23 protein-coding genes and 1 tRNA gene are annotated in these 25,290 nt (G+C 57.0%); 4 read left to right on the top strand and 20 right to left on the bottom strand.

Annotated features, from left to right (window positions below; all coding sequences use genetic code 11):
* Positions 1-16: 16 nt before the first annotated feature.
* The 8 genes from GRI41_RS03295 to pyrH all read right to left on the bottom strand — a co-directional run bounded on the left by GRI41_RS03295 (position 17) and on the right by pyrH (position 8,681).
* Complete coding sequence (locus GRI41_RS03295; RefSeq protein WP_160603356.1) at positions 17-724, bottom strand: OmpH family outer membrane protein; 708 nt, start codon at positions 722-724, stop codon at positions 17-19.
* On the bottom strand, positions 724-3,405 hold the full coding sequence (gene bamA / locus GRI41_RS03290; protein ID WP_160603355.1) for an outer membrane protein assembly factor BamA: 2,682 nt from the start codon (positions 3,403-3,405) through the stop codon (positions 724-726). Before bamA ends, GRI41_RS03295 begins: the two co-directional genes overlap by 1 nt.
* Before the next feature lie 173 nt (positions 3,406-3,578).
* A complete protein-coding gene (gene rseP, locus GRI41_RS03285) occupies positions 3,579-4,709 on the bottom strand; it encodes an RIP metalloprotease RseP (protein WP_328600504.1) in 1,131 nt (376 codons plus the stop codon).
* A gap of 1 nt (position 4,710) precedes the next feature.
* Positions 4,711-5,862: a 1-deoxy-D-xylulose-5-phosphate reductoisomerase gene (dxr, locus tag GRI41_RS03280; protein WP_160603354.1), complete on the bottom strand. Its 1,152-nt coding sequence runs from the start codon at positions 5,860-5,862 to the stop codon at positions 4,711-4,713.
* 1 nt (position 5,863) lies between these two features.
* Complete coding sequence (locus GRI41_RS03275; RefSeq protein WP_235901038.1) at positions 5,864-6,571, bottom strand: phosphatidate cytidylyltransferase; 708 nt, start codon at positions 6,569-6,571, stop codon at positions 5,864-5,866.
* Complete coding sequence (uppS, locus tag GRI41_RS03270; RefSeq protein WP_160603353.1) at positions 6,558-7,241, bottom strand: polyprenyl diphosphate synthase; 684 nt, start codon at positions 7,239-7,241, stop codon at positions 6,558-6,560. The genes GRI41_RS03275 and uppS overlap by 14 nt, the downstream gene beginning before the upstream one ends.
* Positions 7,242-7,377: 136 nt before the next feature.
* Entirely contained in the window at positions 7,378-7,935 is a 558-nt protein-coding gene (gene frr / locus GRI41_RS03265) for a ribosome recycling factor (RefSeq protein WP_160603352.1), read from the bottom strand.
* 17 nt (positions 7,936-7,952) lie between these two features.
* The gene (gene pyrH, locus GRI41_RS03260; RefSeq protein WP_160603351.1) at positions 7,953-8,681 is read right to left on the bottom strand and encodes a UMP kinase; all 729 of its coding nucleotides are present in this window, start codon (positions 8,679-8,681) and stop codon (positions 7,953-7,955) included.
* 114 nt (positions 8,682-8,795) lie between these two features.
* Between pyrH and GRI41_RS03255 the strand changes: the two genes are divergently transcribed.
* Entirely contained in the window at positions 8,796-9,620 is an 825-nt protein-coding gene (locus tag GRI41_RS03255) for a metallophosphoesterase (RefSeq protein ID WP_235901037.1), read from the top strand.
* A 378-nt stretch (positions 9,621-9,998) separates the two neighbouring features.
* Here the strand turns inward: GRI41_RS03255 and tsf are convergent, their stop codons facing one another.
* Together tsf and rpsB are read right to left on the bottom strand one after the other, a co-directional pair.
* Entirely contained in the window at positions 9,999-10,925 is a 927-nt protein-coding gene (gene tsf, locus GRI41_RS03250) for a translation elongation factor Ts (RefSeq protein WP_160603350.1), read from the bottom strand.
* 125 nt (positions 10,926-11,050) lie between these two features.
* A complete protein-coding gene (rpsB, locus tag GRI41_RS03245; protein ID WP_160603349.1) occupies positions 11,051-11,794 on the bottom strand; it encodes a 30S ribosomal protein S2 in 744 nt (247 codons plus the stop codon).
* A gap of 261 nt (positions 11,795-12,055) precedes the next feature.
* Here rpsB and GRI41_RS03240 point away from each other — a divergent pair, with 261 nt between their 5' ends.
* On the top strand, positions 12,056-12,388 hold the full coding sequence (locus GRI41_RS03240) for a hypothetical protein (protein ID WP_160603348.1): 333 nt from the start codon (positions 12,056-12,058) through the stop codon (positions 12,386-12,388).
* On the opposite strand, the gene GRI41_RS03235 is transcribed toward GRI41_RS03240, so the two are convergent.
* The 5 genes from GRI41_RS03235 to GRI41_RS03215 all read right to left on the bottom strand — a co-directional run bounded on the left by GRI41_RS03235 (position 12,360) and on the right by GRI41_RS03215 (position 18,262).
* Complete coding sequence (locus tag GRI41_RS03235) at positions 12,360-13,169, bottom strand: CDP-alcohol phosphatidyltransferase family protein (RefSeq protein WP_160603347.1); 810 nt, start codon at positions 13,167-13,169, stop codon at positions 12,360-12,362. The two genes, GRI41_RS03240 and GRI41_RS03235, sit on opposite strands and share 29 nt — an antisense overlap.
* Complete coding sequence (locus GRI41_RS03230) at positions 13,166-13,918, bottom strand: phosphatidylserine decarboxylase (protein ID WP_160603346.1); 753 nt, start codon at positions 13,916-13,918, stop codon at positions 13,166-13,168. The genes GRI41_RS03235 and GRI41_RS03230 overlap by 4 nt, the downstream gene beginning before the upstream one ends.
* Positions 13,919-14,036: 118 nt before the next feature.
* Positions 14,037-15,167: a beta-ketoacyl-ACP synthase III gene (locus GRI41_RS03225; RefSeq protein WP_160603345.1), complete on the bottom strand. Its 1,131-nt coding sequence runs from the start codon at positions 15,165-15,167 to the stop codon at positions 14,037-14,039.
* Positions 15,168-15,278: 111 nt separating this feature from the next.
* Positions 15,279-17,828 carry a TonB-dependent receptor gene (locus GRI41_RS03220; RefSeq protein WP_160603344.1) on the bottom strand — a complete coding sequence of 850 codons (2,550 nt, stop codon included), beginning with the start codon at positions 17,826-17,828 and terminating at the stop codon, positions 15,279-15,281.
* 348 nt (positions 17,829-18,176) lie between these two features.
* A tRNA-Tyr gene (locus tag GRI41_RS03215) sits at positions 18,177-18,262 on the bottom strand.
* A gap of 176 nt (positions 18,263-18,438) precedes the next feature.
* On the opposite strand from GRI41_RS03215, the gene rlmB reads away from it, so the two are divergent.
* Together rlmB and GRI41_RS03205 are read left to right on the top strand one after the other, a co-directional pair.
* Positions 18,439-19,233, top strand: coding sequence for a 23S rRNA (guanosine(2251)-2'-O)-methyltransferase RlmB (gene rlmB, locus GRI41_RS03210; RefSeq protein WP_160603343.1), 795 nt, complete (start codon positions 18,439-18,441; stop codon positions 19,231-19,233).
* A gap of 21 nt (positions 19,234-19,254) precedes the next feature.
* On the top strand, positions 19,255-20,310 hold the full coding sequence (locus GRI41_RS03205) for a hypothetical protein (RefSeq protein WP_160603342.1): 1,056 nt from the start codon (positions 19,255-19,257) through the stop codon (positions 20,308-20,310).
* A gap of 114 nt (positions 20,311-20,424) precedes the next feature.
* On the opposite strand, the gene GRI41_RS03200 is transcribed toward GRI41_RS03205, so the two are convergent.
* The 5 genes from GRI41_RS03200 to GRI41_RS03180 form a co-directional block, all read right to left on the bottom strand.
* The gene (locus tag GRI41_RS03200) at positions 20,425-20,697 is read right to left on the bottom strand and encodes an HU family DNA-binding protein (RefSeq protein WP_160603341.1); all 273 of its coding nucleotides are present in this window, start codon (positions 20,695-20,697) and stop codon (positions 20,425-20,427) included.
* Between the two features lie 231 nt (positions 20,698-20,928).
* Entirely contained in the window at positions 20,929-23,319 is a 2,391-nt protein-coding gene (gene lon, locus GRI41_RS03195; RefSeq protein WP_160603340.1) for an endopeptidase La, read from the bottom strand.
* Positions 23,320-23,447: 128 nt separating this feature from the next.
* Positions 23,448-23,942: a Csu type fimbrial protein gene (locus tag GRI41_RS03190; RefSeq protein ID WP_160603339.1), complete on the bottom strand. Its 495-nt coding sequence runs from the start codon at positions 23,940-23,942 to the stop codon at positions 23,448-23,450.
* 140 nt (positions 23,943-24,082) lie between these two features.
* Positions 24,083-24,559: a Csu type fimbrial protein gene (locus GRI41_RS03185; RefSeq protein ID WP_160603338.1), complete on the bottom strand. Its 477-nt coding sequence runs from the start codon at positions 24,557-24,559 to the stop codon at positions 24,083-24,085.
* 149 nt (positions 24,560-24,708) lie between these two features.
* Complete coding sequence (locus GRI41_RS03180) at positions 24,709-25,281, bottom strand: Csu type fimbrial protein (RefSeq protein WP_160603337.1); 573 nt, start codon at positions 25,279-25,281, stop codon at positions 24,709-24,711.
* Positions 25,282-25,290 lie beyond the last annotated feature (9 nt).

Below are 25,290 nucleotides of genomic sequence, written 5' to 3'. Positions count from 1 at the left end.
CCCCAAGGTTGCTGAATTAACGGCCAGTCGGCGCCGGTGGTTGCGTGGGTTGCGCTGGTTGCTGCTGTTGCTGCGCAGCCGCAGCAACGGCCTGCTGCTGAGCCACGGCCAGCAAAGCTTCCTGAACGTTCTGGAACATCGCAACCGATGCCCGCAGCGGACGCCAATCCTGTGGCGGAGTGATGCTGGCAACAGGAAGCGTGGTATTGATAATAGCGGTAACTTCATCGCCGATATTGGCGTCTGGTGCTGCATAGGTGACCGAATTGGGGTTCAGAACAACCTGCACCTGTTGTTGCTGGATGACCTGCTGCAACGCGGGATTGTACTGCGTCAAAACCTGCTCGACCGCGTAAATGCGCACGCGTTCGATCTGGTTGCTCAGCTGTGCAATTTCCTGCTCCAACTGCTGCGCCTGCTGAACCTGCGCGGCATTTTGCGATGCTGCCCGCTGTTCGGCTTCGTCAAGCTGACCGTCGCCGTTCGTGTCGAGCTGTTGCAACAGCGTTTGGTACTGCTGGGTGCGCTCGGCAAGCGTGGTGCGCTGGGTCGCGTAAGTGGTGTTGATCTGCTGGTACGCATTCTGCAGCGCAGTGGTGCTGAGCACGACTTCGGTCGGGCTGATTACAGCAATCTTGCCAGAGACTTGCGCAGTGGCGGGTGCAGCTGACATTGCGGCAGTCGCGAGCGATGCCGCCGCGAGCGTTTTGAGAAAAGTCTTCATTAGAATTGTGTTCCTACATTGAACGTGAATTTCTTGGTGTCGTCGCCCGGTTGCTTGCGCAACACATGGGCGAAATCGATCCGGAATGGCCCGAATGGCGAATTCCAGTTCACCCCGATCCCGATCGAAACACGCGGGCTTACGGAGTCACCAAGGAAAGTCTCGGAAATAAAGCTGTTGGGCAGAATGAGCGGCGTATTGGGTGTCACCAAATCTGCCGCAATCGGATTGGTTGTCTGCGTTGGCGTTACGCCGCCATTGCCGTCATCGACATTCTCGATGAACAGCAAATTGCTGTCCGCATCACGCGCTTGCACCCCGTTGGGGAAGTTCTGCAAATTCGGCGTGTCCACACCAAACAATGCGCCCACATCGAGGAAGACCGAAGGCCGCAGACCCAGTTCGCGTGCGCCAGTGCCCAATGGAATCTCGAGCTCTGCGCGGCCCAGATAATAGCCGGTGCCGCCGATCGCATCGTCAGAGATCAGATCTTCGTTGGTGGTCGGCACACGCGGCGTCAATGGATCCGCATCGTCATCGACCAGAGGGGTACGGATGATGCGCGGTCCGACACCGCGAATGTCAAACCCGCGGAACTGCGGTTCACCCAGGAAGAAGCGGTCGTTCAAACGGACATCATCGACGCCCGGCCCGCGGTCCTTCAGACCTTTGATAAAGCCGCCTTCGGCCTGAACGGAGAAGATGAAGTTCCCCAGCACAGGCCAGTATTTTGCACCTCTGCTGCGAAGCCGGATATAACGCTCTGTCCCGCCCAGCCCGGCAAATTCGGTCGTAAGCGAAATGCTCTCGCCGCGTGTCGGGCGGAAACGGCTGTCGAGATTGTCGAACGCCAATGTTGCGCCGAGGATTGAACTTGTCCGCTTACCAATCGCATCACACAGGAACCGGCCGGCGAGCAGCGGTTCGCATGTTCGCACCCCGTCACCGTCAAAATCGGCAAAGAACTGGTTCTCGTCCAGAGAGATATCATCGTAGTTGAAGGTATAGCTACCGACCAGCGACATATATTCGGACAGCGGAACGCCAACCCTGATAGAGGCACCTGTGGTGGCCTGTTCAAAGGTCGTGTTGCGATCACCGCCGCGGAAGTTGAAGCTGTTGAAATCGCGCCGGTAAATATCGATCCCGGTCGAGATATTCCGGTCGAACACGTAAGGTTCGGTGAAGCTCAGATTAAAAGAACGCGAGAAGCGCGAATAGTTGACGCTGGCGCCAACGGTCTGGCCGCGACCGCGGAAGTTACGCTGACGGATCGAAGCCGCCAGAATAAAGCTCTCGATCGAAGAGAAACCAGCCGAAAGCTGGAGTTCACCCGTCGGGTTTTCTTCGACATTGGCTTCCAGAACGATCCGGTCGGGCGCGCTGCCATCGACCTGTTCGATTTCGAAATTCTCCTGGAAGAATCCCAGCGATTTGATCCGGTTGGTGGAACGCTTCACGCCAATCGAGTTAAACGCATCGCCTTCGGACACACGAAATTCGCGGCGGAGAACCTTGTCTTGCGTCAAGGTGTTGCCGTTTACATCGACCCGCTCGACATAGACGCGCGGCGCTTCGTTCAGGACAAAGGTGATGCTCATGGTGAGATCTTCTTTGCTGCGCCTGAATTGCGGGCGAACATCGGCAAATGCATAGCCAAAGCGGCCCGCCAGTTCGGTCAGCTGCTCAACCGTGTCCTCAACCGCTTTTGCATCGTACCAATCGCCGCCTTTCATGGGCAGGCTCTGGCTCATCGCATCGCTGTCAAAATCGCGAATCTGGCTGTCCACGCTGACTTCGCCGAATTTGTAGCGCTCGCCCTCTTCCACCACATAGGTGATGATGAAGTCTTCTTTGTCAGGCGTAAGTTCAGCCACTGCCGAAACAACGCGGAAATCGGCGTAGCCTTCGGTCAGATAGAACTGGCGCAGCTTCTGCTGGTCAAACGCCAGCCGGTCGGGATCGTAGCTGGTGTTGGAACTGAAGAAGGTCGTGAAGCGCGATTGCTTGGTGACCATTTCACCGCGCAGATCGCCGTCGGAAAACACTTCATTGCCGATAATGTTGATCTGGCGGACCTTCGATTTGGGGCCTTCCGAAATCTCGTAAACCACATCGACGCGGTTCTGGCTCAGCTCGACAATCTTCGGCTCTACCGTCGCCGCGAAACGGCCTTGCCGCTTGTAAAGTTCAAGAATACGCGCGGTGTCCGCGCGCACTTTGGAGCGGGTGAAAATCTGCCGCGGTGCCAGCTTGATCTCGGGCACGATCTTGTCATTCTTCAGGCGCTTGTTGCCTTCCAGAATGATGCGGTTGATGACCGGGTTTTCGACCAGATCGATAATCACATTGCCGCCATTGTTGCGGATGCTGGCGGTGGCGAACAATTCGGTCGCGTAGAGCTCTTTCAAAGCCTGGTCAGCCGCAGCCTGCGAATATTCCTGGCCGGGGCGCATCTGGATATAGCTGAGGATCGTTTGCGGCTCGAGGCGCTGCGCGCCGGTGACGGCGATCGACTGGATAGTATCCGGTTGCGGCGCAGGGGCCGGTGTGGGCTGATCCGCAGCCTGCCCGCTTTCGTCCTGTGCAATTGCCACAGCAGGCATCCCCGCCAGCATCGTTCCGCCCAGCAAAGCCAGCGCAAGTCGGCGACCGTTTCTAATCTCTGTGTCGCCGCTCATTTTCCGTCCATTCATAGACACGGGTATCCCGTCCATTAAAAATTATGCTTCGGCGCCGCCTGATCCGCAGGGCCAGGACACGCTTACGCGCCCTCTGCCCGATGCTGTGCCCCCGATCAAGCGGTGTCGAAACCCACTCCCCTGCGTATTCGTCCCGATCAGAGCAAAACGCTCTAAATCGCCAGGTCCACGACATCATTGATCGTGAAAAATATCATCAGCACCAATACGAATGCCACGCCCGTCCGATATGCCCATTCGGTTGCAACCGGGCCGGCCGGCTTCCGCCGAACCGCCTCAACCGCATAGAATGCCAAATGTCCGCCATCGAGCGCGGGGATTGGCAGCAGGTTAATGAATGCCAAGTTAATTGAGATCAATGCGATGAAAAAGCTGAATTCGGGCGCCCCGAGGCTGAGCTGCTCGCCCGAATATTTGGCGATTTTGATGAAACTGCCCATCTCACGAACGGAGCGGTCACCGACGATTACCTGCTTCAGTCCGGTGACGATCATTTCAAAAATCTCGACGCTTTGGGTAACCGAAAGCGAGATAGCCTCGCCCAGCCCGACCGGTTCGAAAACCCGTTCGGGGGCCGCCGCTGAAACGCCGATCCGCCCGACTGTCGATTCGTTCCCGAACTGGTCCTTTTCCTGGAAGCTGCCGATCTTCACCGGGATGGTCGAAACCACACCGTCGCGCGAATAGGTGATCGAGACGGTCTGGTTCGGGTAAAGCGAGATATTGCGCTGGAGATCCATGAAATCTTCCAGCTTTTCGTCATTAACCGCGATGATCTTGTCGCCAAGCTGCATACCCGCTTCGCGCGCAGAGGACGCTTCGGCAAAGGCTCCGATGACATTCTCCTGCTCCGGATCAGCGGGCAGGACTTTGCCGTAAATCATGTTGAAGCCGATGAAGATCGCCAGCGCGACCAGTATGTTGGTGGCCGGCCCAGCAAACACGATCAGCGCGCGCTTCCACAGGGCTGCGTGATGGAAATTTCCGGCTTTTTCCTCCGGCGCAAGTTCTTCCAGCGATTCTGCATCGGGAATGCTCGCCGGGTTCATATCGCCTTTGAACTGGACATAGCCGCCAACCGGCAGCGCGGCGATTTTCCAGCGCGTCCCATGTTTGTCGGTGCGGCCCCACAATTCCTTGCCGAAGCCGACCGAAAACGCTTCTGCCTTCACCCCGAACCAGCGGCCAACCAGATAGTGGCCCAGCTCATGAATCGTAATAAGCGGCCCGAGCACGAGCAAAAAACCGACGATCCACATCCAGATGGGTACAGATTCGAGCACTTCAGGCGTTCTCCAACAATTCACTCGCACGGATGCGAGCGGCGCGATCAACCGCAAGCACATCATCCAATGTGCGCGGCGCAGGCTCTATATCGTGATTGAGCGTTTCTGCCACTATTGCCGCAATCCGTGTGAACCCGATCTGACCGTCCAGAAACGCGGCGACTGCGACTTCGTTTGCAGCGTTGAGAGTAGCCGGGGCCGCACCGCCCACATGCACCGCCTCGCGCGCCAGCTTGGTCGCGGGAAAGCGGGTTTCATCGGGCGCAAAGAAGGTCAGTTCGCCAATCGCGGGCAAATCCAGCGGCTTGCAGCCGGTTTCCATCCGCTTAGGCCAGGCAAGGCAGGACGCAATCGGCACTTTCATATCCGACGGGCCCAGCTGCGCGAGCGTAGATCCGTCGCGATATTCGACCATCGAATGAATGACGCTTTGCGGGTGAACCACGATGCGCAGACGGTCCAGCCCGACCGGAAACAGATGATGCGCCTCGATAAATTCGAGGCCCTTGTTCATCATCGTCGCTGAATCGACGCTGATCTTCGCGCCCATATCCCAATTGGGGTGCGCGACGGCCTGTTCGGGCGCCGCTGCCTCCAGCTGCGCCTGCGACCATTCGCGGAACGGCCCGCCGCTGGCGGTCAGAGTGATCCAGCTCACCTCGGCAATGTCGTTGCCAGCCAAGCACTGGAAAATCGCATTGTGCTCGGAATCGACGGGCAGCAGGGTCGCGCCATGTTTGGCGACCGCAGCGGTCATCACATCGCCAGCCGAGACCAGCGCTTCCTTATTCGCAAGTGCGATGGTCCCGCCCTGCTCTATCGCGGCCATGACTGGCCCCAACCCTGCACAGCCGACAATCGCCGCGACGGTGATATCGACCGGGCGTGCGGCTGCATCGCACAAGGCCTGCTTGCCGCCAGCCGACTTGATGGAGGTGCCCGCAAGAGCCTCACGCAGATCACCGAGGCAGGCATCATCGCCCACCACTGCAACCTCCGCATCAAATTCTATGGCCAGCTTTGCCAGATCCACCGCGCTACAATTCGCCGTGAGCGCAACCACCCGCCACTTATCCCGATCCCGCCGGATCAGGTCGAGGGTTGATGCGCCCACAGAGCCAGTTGCGCCGAGGATGGAGATGCTGCGCATATCAGGCGACACCCGAAAGCAAGCCGACGATAAAGGCAACGGGGATCACCCCGTCCACGCGGTCGAAAACGCCGCCATGTCCGGGGATCAGGTTCGAACTGTCTTTCACCCCGGCTTTGCGTTTGAGCCAGCTTTCGAAGAAATCGCCCGATTGTGCGGCAACCGCCAGGATGATGCCGATGGCCGCCGCGCCAAGCGAGTCTTCGGATGTCGCCTCCCAGAAGTCCGCCCAACTCGTGTAACCGCTGGTGTAATGAAACGTCGAAACCCATGCGCCCAGCCACAGCGCCGCGCCGATTATCCCGCCGACCAGCCCTGCCCATGTTTTCGAAGGGGAAATTCTGGGTGCGATCTTCGGGCCGCCAATCCCGCGGCCGAAGAAATAGGCAAAGACATCGGTGAAAATCACCGCACCAAGCGCGGCGATGAGGTAATACGAGTCTGCTGCGATCAGCGCGTAACCGGCATAGCCGATATAGCCGACGCCAAATATCACCGCGAGAAGGCGATTGAGCGGCTTTTGCGTGATCTTGAAAATCAACGCGCAATATTCCGCGAATGTCACCAGCACGACCAGCGCCAGAAACGCATCGAGTACACGTCCGCCCATCCACAACGCCGTCAGCGCAATCGCCAGCATCACAAGCGCCGACGCCACCCTCACCGGCAGGTCGGACTTGGGCTTCTTCGTCGCCTCACCGTCCGCCAAAGCGTCTCTCCCGGTCGGCGAATTCGTCTAGCGCTTGCTGCAAATGCTCCGGTGTGAAATCGGGCCACAGAACATCGACAAAGGCCATTTCGGCGTAGGCACATTGCCACAACAGGAAGTTCGACAAACGCACCTCTCCGCTGGTGCGGATCAGCAGGTCGAGCGGCGGCAGATCGGCGGTGTCGAGATGGCGTTCGATGGCATCGGCGGTTACTTCGCCTTCATCGGCAGCGCGCCGCGCAGCGCGGACGATTTCATCCTGCGAACCATAATTGAGCGCCACCGCGAGAATGCGCGAGCCTTTGGAAGTCTGTTCCAACGCATCTTCAAGCTGCGCGACAATGTCGGGCGCCAACCCCTTCCAATCGCCGATGATTTTCAGCCGCACGTCATTGGCGATGAATTCGGGCAGATCGGATTTGATGAATTTGCGCAGCAGATTCATCAGATCGCCGACTTCATCTTCGGGCCGTTTCCAGTTTTCCGAAGAAAACGCATAGAGCGTCAGGCAATCGATCCCCATCGGCTCGACACTGCGCACCAGCTTGCGCACGGCCTCGACACCCTGCCGGTGCCCCATCGCGCGAGGCAAATGCTTGCGCTTCGCCCAGCGGCCATTGCCATCCATGATAATGGCAACGTGTTTGGCGGTGTTGGGCTGGCTAGACATTAAAAATACCGATCGGGCTGAGCCTGTCGAAGCCCTGCCCTTTCTTCAAGTAAGTGCACCCCTTCGGAGTCGAAGACGGCGAGCAGCGCCACTGGCTCAGGGTGAGCGGAAGAAGAGAGCGGTGTGAGGAGTTTCCTCACTGCGTCATAATTTCTTTTTCTTTGGCCTCGGCCATGGTGTCGCATTCGCCGACGAATTGATCGGTCAGCTTCTGCACATCTTCCTCGTGCCGCTTGCGCTCATCCTCGGAGATTTCTTTCTTCTTCTCGTCGTCTTTGAGCGCTTCCATCCCGTCTCGGCGGACATTGCGGATCGCGATTTTGCCGTTCTCGGCATATTTGCCCGCCAGCTTGGCCAATTCCCGGCGGCGTTCTTCGGTCAGATCGGGCATTGGCAGACGCAAAGTCTGCCCGTCGATCATCGGGTTGAGGCCAAGGTTTGCGTGGGCAATGCCCTTCTCCACCGCAGCCATGTTCGATTTATCCCATACCTGCACGGTCAGCATGCGCGGTTCGGGCGCAGACACGGTGGCCACCTGGTTGAGCGGCATCATCGCGCCATAGACGTCGCACACCACCGGATCGAGCAGCGTCACATTGGCGCGGCCCGTGCGCAGACCGGCAAGATCGCCCTTGAGCGATTCCACCGCGCCTTTCATCCGGCGCTCGATGTCTGATTTGTCGTATTTTGCCATTTTGGGCTTCCTCTCCCTTAAGCTTTTACAGTGGTCTGGACCGCCGTGCCGTCGAGCACTTTGACCACATTGCCCTTCTCTCTAATCGAGAAGACCACAATGGGAATGCTGTTTTCACGGCACAGCGCCACCGCGGTGGCGTCCATCACTTTCAAATTGTCATTGAGCACGCGGCTATAGCTGATTTCATCGAAGCGCTTGGCATCGGCGTTCTGCTTCGGATCGCTGTCATAAACGCCATCGACGCTGGTCCCTTTGAGCAGCGCATCGCAGTTCATCTCTGCCGCGCGCAAGGCCGCGCCGGTATCGGTGGTGAAGAACGGATTGCCCGTGCCCGCCGCGAAAATCACGATCCGGCCCTTCTCCAGATGCCGCTCTGCACGGCGGCGAATGTAAGGCTCGCACACCGAAGACATAGGAATGGCCGATTGCACCCGCGTGGGCACGCCCGCTTGCTCCAGCGCATTCTGCATCGCCAGCGCATTCATCACCGTGGCGAGCATGCCCATATAATCGCCGGTGGTCCGGTCCAGCCCGCGCGCCGCGCCCGCGACCCCGCGAAAGATATTGCCGCCGCCGATAACCAGGCAAATCTCAAGCCCGGTATCCTTGGCCGCTTTCACCTCCTCTGCCAGCCGCGCGACATATTCGGGATCAATCCCGTAATCCTGATCCCCCATCAACACCTCGCCCGAGAGTTTCAGAAGAACGCGGTTGTATTTGGGTGTGGGCGCAGGATCGGGCATAGCTCAGAAGAATCCGAATGAATTGAGGTTGCAACGCTCCTTATACGCACGCGCCAAAACGCGCAAAGGGCCATTGCAAATAAAGGGATACGCGCAACCAATGGAAACCGGCTTTTGAGAAAGAGATATTGGATCGCGCTGGCTCTGTTTGCGCTTGCCGCCGCTTTGGGCGCGAAAGCCTATAGCGACACGATGGCGACGCCGATTGTCCAGCGAACCGAAGTGTCACTGGCAGGCTATCCGGTGGATGCGGCGCCGGTCACCATGGCGCTGATTTCTGACGTGCATGTTGCCGGTCCGGATATGCCGCCCAGCCGGTTTGAAGGTATCGTCGAGCAGATCAATGCGCTGGCACCCGATTATGTGATGATCGCCGGTGATCTGGTGAGCGAGAAACGCAGCGCCACGCATATTTACACGGCGGCGGAAGCAACCGCGCCGCTGAAGGGGCTGGATGGCAGCATCATCAAAATCGCCGTGCCGGGGAACCACGATCACTGGTTCGATATGGAGGCAATTCGTGCCGGGCTGGAGAATGCCGGCTTCCGCGTGCTGGAGAACGAGGCCGCACAATTCGGCCCACTGGTGGTTGGCGGAATTGACGATGACTATACCGGCCGGGCCGATTTGCCGGCAACGCTGGCTGCGATGGAGCCACTCTCTGGCGGGCGCATTATCCTGAGCCACAGCCCCGACCCCTTCCCCGATATGCCCGCGAATTTCGGCCTTATGCTCGCAGGCCACACCCATTGCGGCCAAATCCGCTACCCATGGGGCGGCGCACCCGCAACCATGTCCGACCATGGCGAACGCTATGCCTGCGGGCGAGTGGATGAAAACGGCAACAGCGTGATTGTCGGCGCGGGATTGGGGACGAGCCTGTTGCCTGTGCGGCTGTTTTCAAAGCCGGAGATTTGGGTGATAGAGGTTGGCCGGTAGAAGCCTTGATTTTCCTACACGCCACAAGCTTGCTAACTTCGCGTCTGGCTCCTTGAAAACCGAATCCAACACGATGGCAGGTATGCTCGTCAGAGCACGCTCAGCTCATTACGCACCGCGTCAACAACCTCCGCGAAAATCTGCGTCGCAAGTCATCAAAATTTTCGAATGGAAAAAGTGTCACCCTGATTTTCGCAAAATACTTTTGAAAATCACGCACATAAAAAAACGGCCAGAGTTACAGTGTAACCCTGACCGTTTAATTTGCCTAGTTCTCCTCCCCCTTGAGGGGGAGGTTGGGTGGGGGTGTACGGCGCTTGTATTTTACGTCGAACACCCACCCCTAGCCCCTCCCTCAAGGTAGGGGAAATAGGCGTCTTACCCGCCCACAGCCGCAGCAACCTCTGCTGCGAAGTCGCTTTCTTCCTTCTCGATGCCTTCACCGAGCTGGAAGCGGACATAGTCTTTCAGGACGATTTCCGAACCGGCGTCTTTGCCAGCTTTGGCAACAACGTCAGCCACCGGGGTTTTGTTGTCCATCACGAATAGCTGGCTGAGAAGCGCGTTTTCTTTGGCGAATTTCTTCACCGCGCCTTCGACCATTTTTTCCTGCACGTTCTCAGGCTTGCCGCTTTCGGCTGCTTTTTCCGCAGCAATCGCGCGTTCGCGATCGAGCATGTCAGCATCGAGACCGTCAGCGTCGAGTGCCTGCGGGAATGCCGCCGCGATGTGCATCGCTAGCTGCTTGCCCAGAGGCTCGAGAACGTCTGCGCCTGCTTCGCTTTCGAGAGCAACCAACACGCCGATTTTGCCGAGGCCGTCAGCCGCAGCATTATGGACGTAAGGAACGACAACGCCGTTTGCGACCGAAACGGTCTTCATCCGGCGAACCTGCTGGTTTTCACCAATGGTGGCGATATTGTCGGTCAGCTTGTCGCCCACGGTACCGCCCGATGGGTAAGCCGCTGCTTTCAGCGCTTCGACATCGTCACCATCCACGCCCAATGCAACCGATGTGGTGCTGCGCACGAAGTCCTGGAACTGGTCGTTCTTTGCAACGAAGTCTGTTTCCGAGTTTACTTCGACGGCAACGCCTTTTGTGCCTTCGACGGCAACGCCGACGAGGCCTTCCGCAGCGGTGCGGCTCGATTTCTTCTGTGCGGTGGCGAGGCCTTTGGCGCGCAGAGCGTCAACCGCAGCTTCGATATCGCCGCCAGCTTCGGTCAGCGCCTTTTTGGCGTCCATCATGCCTGCGCCGGTTTTCTCACGCAGGGTTTTTACGTCAGCGACTGAAATTCCAGCCATTGCTTTGTCCTTTCAAAATATGCGCTGCCGGACCCGCTCTTTGGGGACCGGCCCGAATTCGGGGCCTCCGGCGCGCTAGTTCGCGTCAATTACAAGAATGTGACGCTGATAGGGTGATCTTCGGCTTAGGCTTCGACCGGAGGCTCAGCCATCGCACCAACGTCGGCGCCCGAGTCTGCAACCGCACCGCCGCGGCCCGAGATCGCCGCTTCGGCAATCGCGTCGCAATACATGCGTACCGCGCGGCTTGCGTCGTCATTGGCAGGAACCGGGAATGCGATGCCCGAAGGATCGACATTGGTATCGAGAATGCCGACAACCGGAATGCCCAATACGTTGGCTTCCTTGATCGCCAGATCTTCCTTGTTGGCATCGATCACGAACATGACATCGGGGATGCCGTTCATGTCGCGGATACCGCCAAGCGAGAGTTCCAGCTTGTCACGCTCGCGTGTCAGTTGGAGAACCTCTTTCTTGGTCAGACCCGAAGTTTCACCCGACAGCTGCTCTTCAAGCGTCTTGAGGCGCTTGATCGACTGGCTGATGGTTTTCCAATTGGTCAGCATGCCGCCCAGCCAACGGTGGTTGACGAAATGCTGGCCCGAACGTTTTGCGGCCTCTGCGATAGGCTCTTGCGCCTGGCGCTTGGTGCCAACGAACAGAACCTTGCCGCCACTGCGCACAGTGGACTCAACAAAGTCCAGCGCGCGGGCGAAAAGCGGAACAGTCTGCGACAGGTCGATGATGTGAACACCATTGCGCGCGCCGAAAATATACGGCTTCATGCGTGGGTTCCAACGGTGAGTCTGGTGGCCGAAATGCGCGCCGGCCTCGATCAATTGCTGCATTGTGACGGTAGGTGCCGCCATAGTAGAATTCCTTCCGGTTATACCTCTGGAAAACTGGAACTGTTGAGGAGATCCCTCGCCAGCACCGGTATGTGTGCTTTCCATGTGAATTTCCGCATTCCAGAAAGGTCGTGATTCGACCGCCCTGTTTGCGGATGCGGCCCTCTAACGAGGTAAAAGCGTAAAATCCAGCCAGAAATTACATTTCAAGCCTCCACCGAGGTAAATTGGCTCTTGACATTTCGGAACATATCGTGAACATCATAGGTCGACGGATTAAGAATGGAACCAAAGCCGTTCTCCAATCGTAGTCAATTTATCCACAGGATACCCACAAGGCCCTGTGTAAAAGATGAGGTAAGTACAATGATCACGTTCTCGCTGGTTGCCCTGTTCGTCATTGCGGTCATCGCGGTTGCTATATCGCTTGGCGATAGCATCCTGCGCGGGGCCCGTGCGTTCAGGCGCCTAAGCGCAGCGACACAGCTTGACCGTGCTGATGAAAAGGCAGTGCCAGCCGCACCGAAGCCAAGAATTGTTGCTTTTCCGGTGGAAGCGAAGAAGCAGGTTGCGGTGCAGGCCTTCCCTATAGCTCCGCTGCCCGTTGCCGCTTAACGCGGCCATACCGGAACAGGCCGAGCGGCATCAGCGCGAGATAGCCGACAGAGATCACAGCGATTGTCCACCAGGGTTCAACCAGCATCGCTGCGAAGAGCAAGCCGATAAACGCGATAAATGCCAGGCGGAATTGGCGGCGCGGTTTGAGCGATCTCCAGCTTAACGTGGCGATGTTGGAAATCATAAGAAACGCAATAACCACCATCCATGCCGCATTTGCCCAGGGCAAACGAAACTCCTCCAGCCCGGTCGCCATCCACAGATAGAATGGAAGAAAGGCCAGCCCCGCCCCCACCGGCGCAGGAATGCCGGTCAGGAAACCGGCCGACTTGTGCGGTTGATCGTCCGTATCGATCTGCGCATTGAAACGCGCCAGACGTAGCGCACAACAGATTGCGAATGCCAATGCGGCGAACCAGCCAAGTCGCGGAAGGTCCTGCAACGTCCAGAGATAGAAAATGATTGCCGGCGCCATGCCGAAGGACAGCGAATCTGCCAGACTGTCGAGTTCCGCACCGAAGCGCGATTGCCCCTTGAGCAATCGCGCGACACGCCCATCGATCCCATCAAGCACTCCGGCGAGAATAATTGCAAATACGGCCAATGACCAATTGCCTGCGATCGCGAATTTTATGCCTGTGAGGCCCGAACACAGCGCCGCCGCAGTAATTGCGTTGGGCACTACGGAGCGAAGGGCGATCCCCCTCTTCACACGAGTGGTTTGCAGAGGTTCATCTTCAGCCGATTTGGGGCCGACGCGCGGGGGTTCATTGCTCATTGTGAAATACCTTCGAGCAGCTTTTGATCGCCCAACTCTGCCAAAATCGTTTCCCCAGCGACAGTCTTTTGGCCAAGCAGAACTTTCGGTTCGGTTCCAGCGGGCAAATAGACATCAACGCGGCTTCCGAAACGGATCAGGCCGACCCTCTGCCCCGCGGCAATCATATCGCCCGGCTTTACGAACGGAATAATCCGGCGCGCTATCATTCCGGCGATTTGCGTAAACCCGATCATCACGCCATCGCTTCGCTCGACCAGAATGTGCTGCCGCTCATTCTCCTCGCTCGCCTTATCAAGTTCCGCGCTCATGAATTTGCCGGGCATATAGATGAGGCGTTTGACTGTGCCGCCGATCGGTGTGCGGTTGATATGAACGTCAAACACGCTCAAAAAAATCGAAATCCGGGTGACTGGACCTGGAGGCAGACCGATCTGGCCGCTGCCGTCATCGCCAACCAGCTCGGCAGGCGGTTCGACGACAGAAATGAGCGAAACCATGCCATCTGCAGGTGCAATGATCGCATGGGGATCTTGCGGTACGACTCTGTCCGGATCGCGGAAGAACGCAAAAATCCCGCCTGCGAAAGCCAGAAGCGGCCAACCTATCAGCTCAAGATCAAGCAGGAATATCGTGACCAGCGCGATGCCAGCAGCGATCACGCCAAACTTTCTACCTTCAGGATGGATTGACGGCCATTGCCAGTCAGCTTCCCCGCTGCCTTTGTTGTCGAAAATCTCACCTGCCATCACAAACACCTAGTGTTTTGGCGTGGAGGGAACAAGAGACCCCAAGCCATTCGCCGCACCACCTGTTAACCAACGCAAATGAAGGCGAGCATTTTCAACGATGTAAGGGGCAAACCTCTCAGGCGACTTTCCTGACAAACACGGTTCCGGCGGAATAGCCCGCCCCGAAACTGCAGATCAGGCCAGTATCGCCCGGCTTCAAATCTTCGCTGTGCCGGTGAAATGCTATGATCGAACCGGCGCTCGACGTGTTGCCATAGGTATCAAGCACCGTCGGGCTTTCATCTTCGTTCGCCTCGTGCCCCAAGACCTTATGCGCGATCAGCCGGTTCATTCCGGTATTGGCCTGATGCAGCCACATCCGCCGCAATTTCGTGGGATCAATTTCGATCCGCTTGGCTTCGTCCACGATCATCTGGGCGACCATCGGTACAACCTCTTTGAAGACCTTGCGCCCTTCCTGCACAAACAGCTTGTCCGCCGCACCTACTCCTTCGGGGCTGGCGCGGTTGAGGAATCCGAAATTGTTGCGGATATTGTTGGAGAATACGGTTTTGAGCTTTGTGCCCAGAATGTCCCAATGTTCTGCGGGGGCGATCGATACATCCTCGACCAGAACCGCGGTGGCAACATCGCCAAAGATGAAATGGCTGTCGCGGTCGCGCCAATTCAGATGTCCGCTGGTTATTTCCGGGCTGACCACAAGGACCGATCGCGCATTGCCCGCGCGGACATAGTCTGCGGCGGTTTGGATACCGAATGTTGCAGAGGAACACGCGACATTCATATCGAAGCCGAAACCATCGATACCCAGCGCTTGCTGGATTTCAATCGCCATAGCGGGATAGCCGCGCTCCATATTGGAGGCCGCGCACAATACCGCATCGACATCCTTTACATCGCGCCCTGCACGATCGAGCGCCTGCTTTGCCGCCGCAACGCCAATTTCCGCCATCATGGACAGCTCTTCATTGCTGCGTTCGGGCCAGCGCGGGGCCATGGTTTCAATGTCGAGCACAGGCGCCTTGGCCATAACATGGCGCGCTTTAATGCCGCTGGCCTTTTCGATAAATTCGACCGAACTTGGCTCCAGACGCTCTACTTCGCCGGATTCGATTGCGGCAGCGTTATCGGCATTGAATTTGGCGACATAGGCGTTGAAGCTTTTGACCAGCTCTTCGTTGGAAATACTCTCCGCAGGCGTGAACAGCCCGGTGGAAGAGATTACGGGGTGATTGGATGCATTCATGCCCGCCTGACTAAACTTCGGCGCGCATTGCGGCAAGATTCAACATACACAAAATGAAAGGGCCGCCTGCGCGATGCAAGCGGCCCTTCCGGTATTCGTCGAGCAAGTCGATTAGAATTTGGTGCGAAGCGTCACACCATAGCTGCGTGGCTCTTGCGGGAAGGCCGAACGCGAACCGGACCGCAGCACGGTGTTGAATGTAACACCGCGTGTGACCTGGTTGGTGATGTTGGTGCCGAAGACCTCGATCGCCCAGCTATCATCCTGCGCACCGATACCGGCGCGAAGGTTGATCTTGGTATTGCTGTCCTGAATATCGAAAGGAACAAGCACTGGGTTGGTAAGATCCGATGGATCAAACGCCTGTGTCGACGTGCGACGATCATCTTCGAAACGGATTTGCCCGTTGATGAAGAAATCAAGGTAATTGCCCAGATCCTTCTCGTAAGATGCGCCCATAATCGCCACAATTTCTGGCGCGTTGGTCAGCGAGTTGCCGCATAGCGCCAGAACGTTCGGGGCAGTTTGCGTACCAGCACAATCGAGCGGATAGCGTGCCTTGGTGTAAGTCACGCCGCCATTGACGGTCAGGTTGTCGCTAGGACGAATGACAGTCTCGATCTCAAGGCCGGTCGAATTCGCTTTTGGAACGTTGAATGTGGTGAACTGAGCACCGGTGAATTCGAGAACCTGGAAGTTCTGGAATTCCTCGCGGAAGGCAGCAACATTCAATGTTACAGCATTGTCGATCAGCTTGGCTTTCACACCGATTTCATAGGCATCCACCGTTTCAGACAGGAAGCGCGGGTCCGCACCACCGGCTGCACCAGTTGAATCGAGGTTGAAACCACCTGATTTGTAACCGTGGGTGAAGCTTGCATAGATATTTACCGGAGCGGCAAATGCATAGCTAAGCTTACCGGTGTAGATCAGCTCGTTATCGTCAAACGTATCGCTGAAAGATCGTGGCAGCGGGAATACTGCTGCCGCCGGAAGATCGGCTGGCGCGGTAAAGGCAAAACAACCTGTACCGAACACATTGTTGATCAGCGGTGCAGGAACGTTGCCCGCAGCGATTGTCCCCAAAATGGCCGGACACAGCGCATTGTTATTTGCGCCCTGCGCGAAAGAACCGTCCTTGGTTTCATCCGAATAGCGAAGACCAATCGTCGCACTGAACCTGTCGGTGATGTTGAAGGTGTTGTGCGTAAAGATCGACCAGCTTTTGCTGTTCTGAGTATACAGATTGGTGTTCAGCGTCCCCGCAGGATCAATCCCGCCTGGAACGTTCAGCGGCGAGTTCGGGAAGAAGTTGCTGTCCGTTAGGAAGGTCAGCGGGTTCGCACCAAAGGCGCCGCCAGTTGGTGCGAAGAACAGTGCACCGATCAGTTCACCATAATCTTCGCCAAGCCCGAAATTGACCTGCTGATTAATGTCTTCGGTCGAATAATAACCACCGATCAACCAATCCAGAGCGCCATCGAAAGCTTCGCCCTGAACGCGAAGCTCGTGAGTCATTGTCTCAATGTCGGTGCCGCCACCCGGAAGGACATTGAACACGTCAATGCCGGAGAAGTCTGAATCGTAAGATTCTTCCGAGCTATATTCACGGTAGGACCCGATATAGATCAGGTCTGCACTGTCACCGATCGGAATCTCGATTTCACCTGTCAGACCCCATTGATCCGAATGGGTGCTCGGTACGAAATTGGCGGTCGACGTCAGATTGTCGACCGACGCTTCTGCAGCAGACTGATCGAAGCGGTTCGTTGTGGTGCCCGGTACAGCCATGCCGCCGGTCGCGCCCAAGCCAACCAGGCCGAACAGACCAGCCGTTTCAACCGGTGACTGCAGCACTTCGACCGCAGCACCAAATGGTGCATCGCTCTGAGCATAATCAGCGATCACGCGGCCCTTGATGCCGCTGTCGGTTTCCCAGCCAATCTGGCCGCGGATCAGATACTGATCTGCACCGTTGGTTTCACCCAAACGATTGCCTGCAGCATCGATGACTTTAACAAAGCCGTCACGCTGGCGATAAGCGCCAGTCAGGCGCATCGCAACGGTGTCCTGAACAAGTGGGACGTTTACTGCGCCTTGAACGCTGAACAGATCGCGGTTGCCATAGGTGCCGTTGACGAAACCGCCAAATTCGGAAAGATCGGGTCGCTTGTTGGTGATGTTCAGCGCGCCAGCAGATGTGTTCCGGCCGAACAAAGTACCTTGCGGGCCGCGAAGAACCTCGACACGCTCTACATCGACAAATTCGGAAAGAGCGACACCGGGGCGCGATTGGTATGCACCGTCGATGAAGATACCGACAGCGCTTTCAAAGCCGACATTGTTCGATGTTGTACCGACACCGCGGATACGCAGCACGACCGAGCCGGATGAAGTCTGGGCGTTCGAAGTCGAAAAACTTGGTGAGACCTGGGTGATTTCCTGAACGTTGACCACGCCCTGGCGTTCAAGCTGGACCGGGCTGACCGCGGTAACAGCAATAGGAATGTCTTGAACATCCTGTGCCCGGCGGGTTGCGGTCACGATGATGATATCATCATCATTTACTTCAGTGTCGTCCGTGTTTTCCTGTGCTTGGGCGGTTCCTGCCATGCCCATTGCCATCACGAACGCCGTCGAACTCAGAAGAGCTTTTCTCATCCCATTCCCTTTTTATAGCGCACCCTATTTTGGGCACTTTTCACGTAAAATTCTGTCACACTGAGCCGACGCTCAATGTAATTTCAGATAATTGCACGACCGAGTTGCGACATACAACGCAATCCCGCCAATTCTTTGCGCAACATTGCAACCTAGTGGCCAATTTGCATCAGTGTGGCGAGACGGCATCGTGGAGCAAACCGTCAGAGCGGCACAAGGAATCTGGAAAAGTGGCGGACCGTTTCAGCGGTTAGTCACCACCGGCAGACGCGAGCTTGCGCAAATTCTCTTCATGTTCGTCTTTGCCGACTATGGCAATACCGCACTATTGGAAAGGCTTAGGGCAAGTGGTGGACAGGATAGGATTCGAACCTATGTACGCTTGCGCGGGCAGATTTACAGTCTGCTGCCTTTAACCACTCGGCCACCTGTCCACTGGCTTGCCTTGGGCGAGAATTCCCGCCGTGCTGGTTGTCGCAATCGCATGCGTTACCTGCCGAGAGGCGCCCCAATGGCGAAGCTGCGCTTGCCTGTCAATGGGCCTGCTGGCATGGCGCCGAAATCAATTATAATCCGGCGAGCAATCCGGTTATCTGTTTAGGGAAGTATAATGGCCAAAGGCGGCGGAAAACGCGCATTGAGAGGCCGTGCTGGCCGGATGCAGGGCGGACGCGGCAGCGGGCGTGCCAGCAGCGGACAAGTGCGCTTCTGGGGCAAGCACGCGGTCGAGGCCGCGCTGAAAAATCCCGAACGCAAGCATCACAAATTGTGGGCAACCCGCGAGGGGATAGATTCGCTCGATGGCGAATTGCCCGATAACTTTCCGGTGGAATACGCACAGGCACCCGATTTGGCGCGCCTCGTAACCAAAGATACGCCGCATCAAGGGCTGGTCCTCGAATGCGCGCCGTTGGAAGATGTCCATCTGGAAGACGTGTTGGTGATTGCCGATGGCAGACCCGTTGTCGTGCTCGACCAGGTTACCGACCCGCACAATGTCGGCGCAATTTTGAGATCCGCCGCCGCATTTGACGCAGCAGCGATTGTCACACAGGACCGGCATGCTCCGCCAGAATCGGGCGTGGTTGCCAAATCCGCTTCGGGCGCGCTGGAAACGGTCGCGTGGGTTCGCGTCGTCAATCTGGCGCGCGCGCTAGAACAGATTGCAGAGGCCGGATATTGGCGGATCGGCATGGCGGGCGAAGCGGACGCAACATTGGCAGAGGCGATGCCCGATACGCCGGTTGCGCTGGTGATGGGGGCAGAAGGCGATGGCATGCGCCACAATATTGCGGGCCATTGCGATGCATTGGCCAAATTGCCGATCAGCAGCTCTATCGAAAGCCTGAATGTCTCCAATGCGACAGCTATCGCGCTCTATGCTATCGCCACGCGCAGCAGTTAAGTCCTGAACGAAGGAAGCCCTATGAACCTCCCGCTCACCCGGCGCACAGCCGCCGCTTTCATGGCAGCATTGGGCTCTCTACTGCTGACAAGCTGCTTCATGATTCCCGGCAAGTTTGACGCCAAGCTTGATCTGCGGTCCGACGGGTCTTTCACCTACTCCTATGATGGCGAGATCCGGCTTCTCGGCATGACGCAGCTGATGGAGATGTCCAGAGGTGGCAACAGCACTTCAGTTTGGAATCCGGATTCGCAAACCTGCTGGGGCGACGAGCCGACGACTGCCGATCCGGCAGCGGAAGCTGTTGCCGAAGCCATGGAGGAAAGCCCTGCCGAAGAAGCAGCTGAAGTCGCGGTCGAAGTAGCTGCGGAGGAAGCAAAGGATTCTTCTCCGCCACCGCCGGTCGTCTTGGTTCCCACCCGCCCCGTTTCGGCAAGTGCCGCCCGCGAGTGTAGCGAAGAGGAACTGGCCGAAAGGCGTAAGCAGTTTGAAGAGCGGCAGGCCCGCAGCCGCGAACGCAGGAGCCGCGAAGCCAAACAGATGCAGGCCGTATTCGGCGGGATCGACCCCAATGATCCTGATGCCGGCCAGCTAATCGCCGAACGGCTGGAACGCCAGCATGGCTGGAACAGCGTCGAGTATCTTGGCGAAGGGTTGTTCAAAGTTGATTTTTCGATCGCCAGTCGGATCGATCATGATTTCACCTTTCCGACGATGGAAGGCATGAGCGCGGGCCAACCCTTCCTCTATGTCTATCGGCGCGACGCAAAAACCGTGCGGGTCGATGCGCCAGGTTTCGGTGCGGGCACCAATCCGGGCGGCGCTGGCGGTGGCTCGATGAGCTGGCTTATGATTGCCGGTCTGGAACGAAGCCGCAATTCGCGCGATCCTGATCTCGCGGAAATCTTCAAAACCACCAATGGCACTTTCACCATTACCACCGATGGCGAAATCTTGGCGAACAATACCGACGAAGGGTATCGCGACACGGCGAGCGGCCGAGCATTGGTTTGGCAGATCAACAGTGGGAGCATCGACCGTGCCCCGCCCTCTGCCCTGATCAAGCTGGCGCAATAGTCTGCTCAAGTACCAGACCGGAAAATTTCTCCAGACACAGAAAAGCCCCGCTTGCGGTGAAAGCAAGCGGGGCTTTTTCTATCGGGTCGGTTCAAACCCGCTTCGGGTCAGCGATCAGTTGACCGCGTCTTTCAAGCCTTTGCCCGCTTTGAACTTGGGCTGGTTAGAAGCCTTGATTGTCATTGGTTCTCCGGTACGCGGATTGCGGCCGGTGGATGCCTTACGCTTTGCTACAGAAAACGTACCAAAACCGACCATGCGAACTTCGTCGCCGTTTGAAAGCGCCTTTACGATAGTGTCGAAAACGCCTTCGACCGCGCTTGCTGCGTCGCTTTTCGAAAGACCGCTAACATCGGAAACTGCATTGATCAGTTCGTGCTTGTTCATTCTGTGAAACCCCCAAAAAGTCTGGTGCGGCGAAGATCATGAATCGTCTTCGCGAATGGCGGGGATAGAAGGGATTTTTGGTGCTGCTGTCAAAGGCAATCCGCACCAGATTGCCGAGAATCCATTCAAAAGCGGATTATTTGCGGCAAATCGAAGGTCCAACAAGCGATCGCCCCGCTTTGCGCCGGGGCTGGCCAAAAGGCCAAGCCCCGAGTCGCTGCGCTGCACAATTTAATGCGCGGTACGGGAAACGGTTTCGCCTGATGCAGCAGCGGCTGGCTGGCTCGCCAGATCATCTGCCTCTGTCCATTCGATAGGTGTCAGTTCAGCAACCAGCGCCGTTTCGAGAACCTGATCGACATGCCCGACCGGAATAATCTCCAGCCCCTCTTTGACGTTTTCCGGAATTTCGGTGAGGTCTTTGACATTGTCTTCCGGGATCAGAACCGTTTTGATTCCGCCCCGCAGCGCCGCCAGCAATTTCTCTTTCAAACCGCCAATCGGCAAGACCCGTCCGCGCAAAGTCACTTCGCCGGTCATCGCAACATCGGGACGAACCGCGATGCCTGACAGCGTCGAAACGATTGACGTGACCATCCCGATTCCGGCGCTCGGACCATCTTTGGGCACCGCGCCTTCGGGCAAGTGGATATGGATATTCTTGCGCTGGAAGATCGATGGCTTGATGCCGTAAGCGGGCGCCCTCGCTTTCACAAAACTGAAGGCGGCAGAGATGGACTCGTTCATCACTTCGCCCAGCTTGCCGGTGGTTTTGACTTCACCTTTGCCGGGTGTGGTCACGCTCTCGATCGTCAGCAATTCGCCGCCGACTTCGGTCCAGGCCAGTCCGGTAACGGCGCCGACTTGCGCCTCCTCATCAGACATGCCGTGCTTGAATTTGCGCACACCCGCAAAGTCTCCCAGATTGTCGGGGGTCACGACAACGCTGGTAACTTCGCCTTCGAGAATCTTGCGCAGGCTCTTGCGCGCCAAACGGGCAATCTCGCGCTCCAGCGTCCGGACACCAGCTTCGCGCGTGTAGAACCGGATGAGATCGCGAAGGCCGGCTTCGGTCAGCTCGAACTCACCGTCTTTCAAACCATGCGCATCGATTTGTTTGGTGATCAAATGGCGCTGGGCAATCTCGACCTTTTCATCCTCGGTGTAACCTTCGAGGCGAATGATCTCCATTCGGTCGAGCAATGGTTGCGGCAGATTGAGCGTGTTCGCCGTGGTGACAAACATGATGTCCGAAAGGTCGAGATCGAGCTCGAGATAATGGTCCTGGAACTTGTTGTTCTGTTCGGGGTCCAGCACCTCGAGCAAAGCCGATGCCGGATCTCCGCGGAAATCCTGACCCAGCTTGTCAATCTCGTCGAGCAAGAACAGCGGATTGCTCGTGCCAGCCTTTTTTAGGTTTGTCACGATCTTGCCCGGCAGGGAGCCAATATATGTTCGCCGGTGACCGCGAATTTCCGCTTCATCGCGTACACCGCCCAGCGATTGCCGGACAAATTCCCGGCCGGTTGCACGCGCGATGCTCTTGCCGAGGCTGGTCTTACCGACGCCCGGAGGGCCAACAAGGCACAGGATCGGGCCTTTCAGCTTGTTGGTGCGGGCCTGCACCGCGAGATATTCGATGATCCGGTCCTTGACCTTTTCAAGCGCGTAATGGTCCGCATCGAGGATTTCCTGCGCTTTACCGAGATCCTTCTTGAGCTTGCTTTTCTTGCCCCAAGGCAAACCCAACAGAATGTCGAGATAGTTGCGAACCACGGTCGCCTCGGCGCTCATCGGCTGCATGCCTTTGAGCTTTTTGAGCTCGCTATTGGCTTTGGTCTTGGCTTCTTTGGAGAGTTTGAGCTTCTCAATCTTCTCGGCAAGTTCGGCCAGTTCGTTGGCTTCCTCTGCTTCGCCGCCAAGCTCGCTCTGGATCGCCTTCATCTGTTCGTTGAGATAATATTCGCGCTGGGTCTTTTCCATCTGGCGCTTAACCCGCCCGCGGATCTTGCGTTCTACCTGCAGGACAGAAAGCTCGCCCTCCATAAAGGACAGAACCATTTCCAACCGGCGCAAGGGATCACCCTCGGTCAGCAGCGCCTGCTTGTCGGAAACCTTTGTGTTGATCGCAGCAGCGATAGCGTCAGACAAAGCGCCTGCATCGTCGATTTCGCCGATATCGTTGCCGGCATCTTCGCCCAGCTTCTTGTTCAGCTTGGCATATTCACCGAACTGTTCGGTGACCGTGCGCATCATTGCAGTCACTTCGCTGCCAGACGCCGTCACCGGTTCCTGCAGATCAACATCGGCGACCACATGCTCGCCCACTTCGCGCAGTTCATTGAGCTTTGCGCGCGAGGTGCCTTCTACCAATACGCGCACAGTGCCATCGGGCAGCTTCAAGAGCTGCAGCACCTGCGCGACAACGCCGACATCGTATAGGTCATCGGTTTGCGGATCATCGCAAGCCGGATCGAGTTGGGCCAGCAGGAATATGTCCTTGCTGCCTTCCATCGCGACTTCAAGCGCTGCAACCGACTTGTCGCGCCCGACAAACAGCGGAACAACCATTCCGGGGAACACAACAATGTCGCGCAAGGGAAGAAGGGGAAAATTGCTCATATCAATATCCGTAAACCGGGTGCGTCTGAAACAGTCAGCGCTACTCTGTACAGGGATGATATGGGAAGCGTAGGGCGATGCTGCAACGCCGGATTTGAAGAAGCTGTGGAAGCCCGATCGCGGCGTGCTCAGAACTCGATTTGAACTGTCAGAGTATCGCGGTAGCTGCCAGCTGCGTTGAACGTGCTGACATTCGGGATCCTGCCATAAACGTTGAACGTCCCCTCTGCAGCGCCCGAAGCATAGAAACGAACCCCGCGATTGCCCAGGCCCCATGGCCGGGTTCGCGCCGCATTGCGGTAAACATCGTAAGCCAGCAAATCGCCATCGCCGCTGATCATCCGTCGCTGCGTGCCGTTGGCATTCTGGCCGTAATCAATAGTGACGGTGAAGAACGTGCGCTGGGTACATCGGAGATGGATGGTCGCAGTTGCGTCAGAACTGCTGTTGGCGCCGACATTGGCGATCTGGAACCGCATCGGTGTGGCAACGATATCGCAGCGGGACCGCACTTCTCCGGAAACAGGCATGGCGATATCGGATGCTTGTTGCGCGAATGCAGAGCCCGATCCAAACGCCGCAACCGGAAGCACCAGCGCGCAGAATGCCGTACGAATATACAAGATTGCGACCCCAAGTTTCCTTTGAGATCGTGCTAGGGATTTATCCCTTATTTCGCGTTAACCACACGGTATCAAATGATTAACCATGTTGCACTGGACCGCGCAGCTGCGGTGGTAGAACGGACTACCGGCGCTTCGCTTCAGAATTGTACCGTTACTACGACGGTGTCGCTGTAACTATCAGCCGCATTGAAGGAGCTGACCGTGGGAATGCGGCCATAGGCCGTAAAATTCGCGCTTCCGGCGACCAACACGAAACCGACTTGTCCGCCGAAAAACCCCTGTCCCCAACGCTGAGTCCGCGCGGCGTTCTTGTAGATATCATACTCAAGATAGTCGCCGGAAACAGCACCGACCATACGTCGCTGTGTTCCCAAGGCATTTTCGCCATTGTCCATGGTAACGAGGAAGAAAAGCGTCACACTGGTACACTGAACTTGAACGGTTGCAGTGCTGTCTACATTTGTGTTGGCGCCCGGATTGGCGACGAGAAAGTGCATGGGTGTCGCGGTTACATTGCACCGATCCACCACTTCGCCGGACACAGGCAAAGTTGTATCGGTTGCCTGGGCCAGAGCCGGGCTCGATATCAACGCTCCGGCCGCAAAGCCCAGCATGCCTAATGTTTTGCGAAAGTTCAAAAAATGCCCCGAATTACAGTTCATCCTACGCCATAGCAGCGCATGAACTGCGATAAGGTAACAGGATCAGGTTAACCGATTGGCGAATTCCTTAACCAAACCGGGCATTCTCCATCGATTTTCGCCTAGAAATTGACGGTTACCGTGATTGTGTCCTGATAAACACCCGATGGCGTTGCAAGATCTACCGTATTTATCCGACCGTAGGCGGTGTAACTTTTGCTCGTCGCCGCCTGCATCTCATCTGCAACAGCTGCCGAACTTGTACCCCACTCTTTCGATCGCGAGGCGTCGGAGTAGATAGTGTAGTCCAAATAGGATCCGTCGGCACTCACCATCCGGCGTTGTTCGCCGGCGGCATTGCTTCCGCGGTCCATTTCAACACTGAAAGCGGTCGGCGCGGTGCATGTGACGTTGATTTGAGCCGAACCATCGACAGCAGTGGGAGAGTTAACCGTCTTGCCGGTAAAGGCCATGGGAGTCGCCGCGACGATGCAGTTATTCTGTATCACCGCAGAAACCGGCATTGTTGCAGAACGGCTCTCGGCCAGTGCCGGAACAGAGAAAATCGAAAATGCCAATATGAAACAGGCAGGGAGATAGGGGCGCATAATGCGTCCTTTCAACAGATGACCTCCTAGCCGCCGATGGCTATCGCTGCGTTGCGTGAAAATTTGGTTAAGGCGCGCATTTTCCATGCACATCGG

The sequence above is a fragment of the Pontixanthobacter aquaemixtae genome (assembly GCF_009827395.1).
In the GTDB taxonomy this organism is placed as follows: domain Bacteria; phylum Pseudomonadota; class Alphaproteobacteria; order Sphingomonadales; family Sphingomonadaceae; genus Pontixanthobacter; species Pontixanthobacter aquaemixtae.
The sequence above is the reverse complement of the archived record's forward strand: the minus strand, read 5'-3'. Positions and strand labels throughout refer to the sequence as shown.

Excerpts from the sequence above, each read along its gene's own strand:
- GRI41_RS03295 (WP_160603356.1), bottom strand. The coding sequence starts at position 724 with ATGAAGACTTTTCTCAAAACGCTCGCGGCGGCATCGCTCGCGACTGCC.
- bamA (WP_160603355.1), bottom strand. The coding sequence starts at position 3,405 with ATGAGCGGCGACACAGAGATTAGAAACGGTCGCCGACTTGCGCTGGCT.
- dxr (WP_160603354.1), bottom strand. The coding sequence starts at position 5,862 with ATGCGCAGCATCTCCATCCTCGGCGCAACTGGCTCTGTGGGCGCATCA.
- uppS (WP_160603353.1), bottom strand. The coding sequence starts at position 7,241 with ATGTCTAGCCAGCCCAACACCGCCAAACACGTTGCCATTATCATGGAT.
- frr (WP_160603352.1), bottom strand. The coding sequence starts at position 7,935 with ATGGCAAAATACGACAAATCAGACATCGAGCGCCGGATGAAAGGCGCG.
- pyrH (WP_160603351.1), bottom strand. The coding sequence starts at position 8,681 with ATGCCCGATCCTGCGCCCACACCCAAATACAACCGCGTTCTTCTGAAA.
- tsf (WP_160603350.1), bottom strand. The coding sequence starts at position 10,925 with ATGGCTGGAATTTCAGTCGCTGACGTAAAAACCCTGCGTGAGAAAACC.
- rpsB (WP_160603349.1), bottom strand. The coding sequence starts at position 11,794 with ATGGCGGCACCTACCGTCACAATGCAGCAATTGATCGAGGCCGGCGCG.
- GRI41_RS03240 (WP_160603348.1), top strand. The coding sequence starts at position 12,056 with ATGGAACCAAAGCCGTTCTCCAATCGTAGTCAATTTATCCACAGGATA.
- GRI41_RS03235 (WP_160603347.1), bottom strand. The coding sequence starts at position 13,169 with ATGAGCAATGAACCCCCGCGCGTCGGCCCCAAATCGGCTGAAGATGAA.
- GRI41_RS03230 (WP_160603346.1), bottom strand. The coding sequence starts at position 13,918 with ATGGCAGGTGAGATTTTCGACAACAAAGGCAGCGGGGAAGCTGACTGG.
- GRI41_RS03225 (WP_160603345.1), bottom strand. The coding sequence starts at position 15,167 with ATGAATGCATCCAATCACCCCGTAATCTCTTCCACCGGGCTGTTCACG.
- GRI41_RS03220 (WP_160603344.1), bottom strand. The coding sequence starts at position 17,828 with ATGAGAAAAGCTCTTCTGAGTTCGACGGCGTTCGTGATGGCAATGGGC.
- rlmB (WP_160603343.1), top strand. The coding sequence starts at position 18,439 with ATGGCCAAAGGCGGCGGAAAACGCGCATTGAGAGGCCGTGCTGGCCGG.
- GRI41_RS03205 (WP_160603342.1), top strand. The coding sequence starts at position 19,255 with ATGAACCTCCCGCTCACCCGGCGCACAGCCGCCGCTTTCATGGCAGCA.
- GRI41_RS03200 (WP_160603341.1), bottom strand. The coding sequence starts at position 20,697 with ATGAACAAGCACGAACTGATCAATGCAGTTTCCGATGTTAGCGGTCTT.
- lon (WP_160603340.1), bottom strand. The coding sequence starts at position 23,319 with ATGAGCAATTTTCCCCTTCTTCCCTTGCGCGACATTGTTGTGTTCCCC.
- GRI41_RS03185 (WP_160603338.1), bottom strand. The coding sequence starts at position 24,559 with ATGCTGGGCTTTGCGGCCGGAGCGTTGATATCGAGCCCGGCTCTGGCC.
- GRI41_RS03180 (WP_160603337.1), bottom strand. The coding sequence starts at position 25,281 with ATGGAAAATGCGCGCCTTAACCAAATTTTCACGCAACGCAGCGATAGC.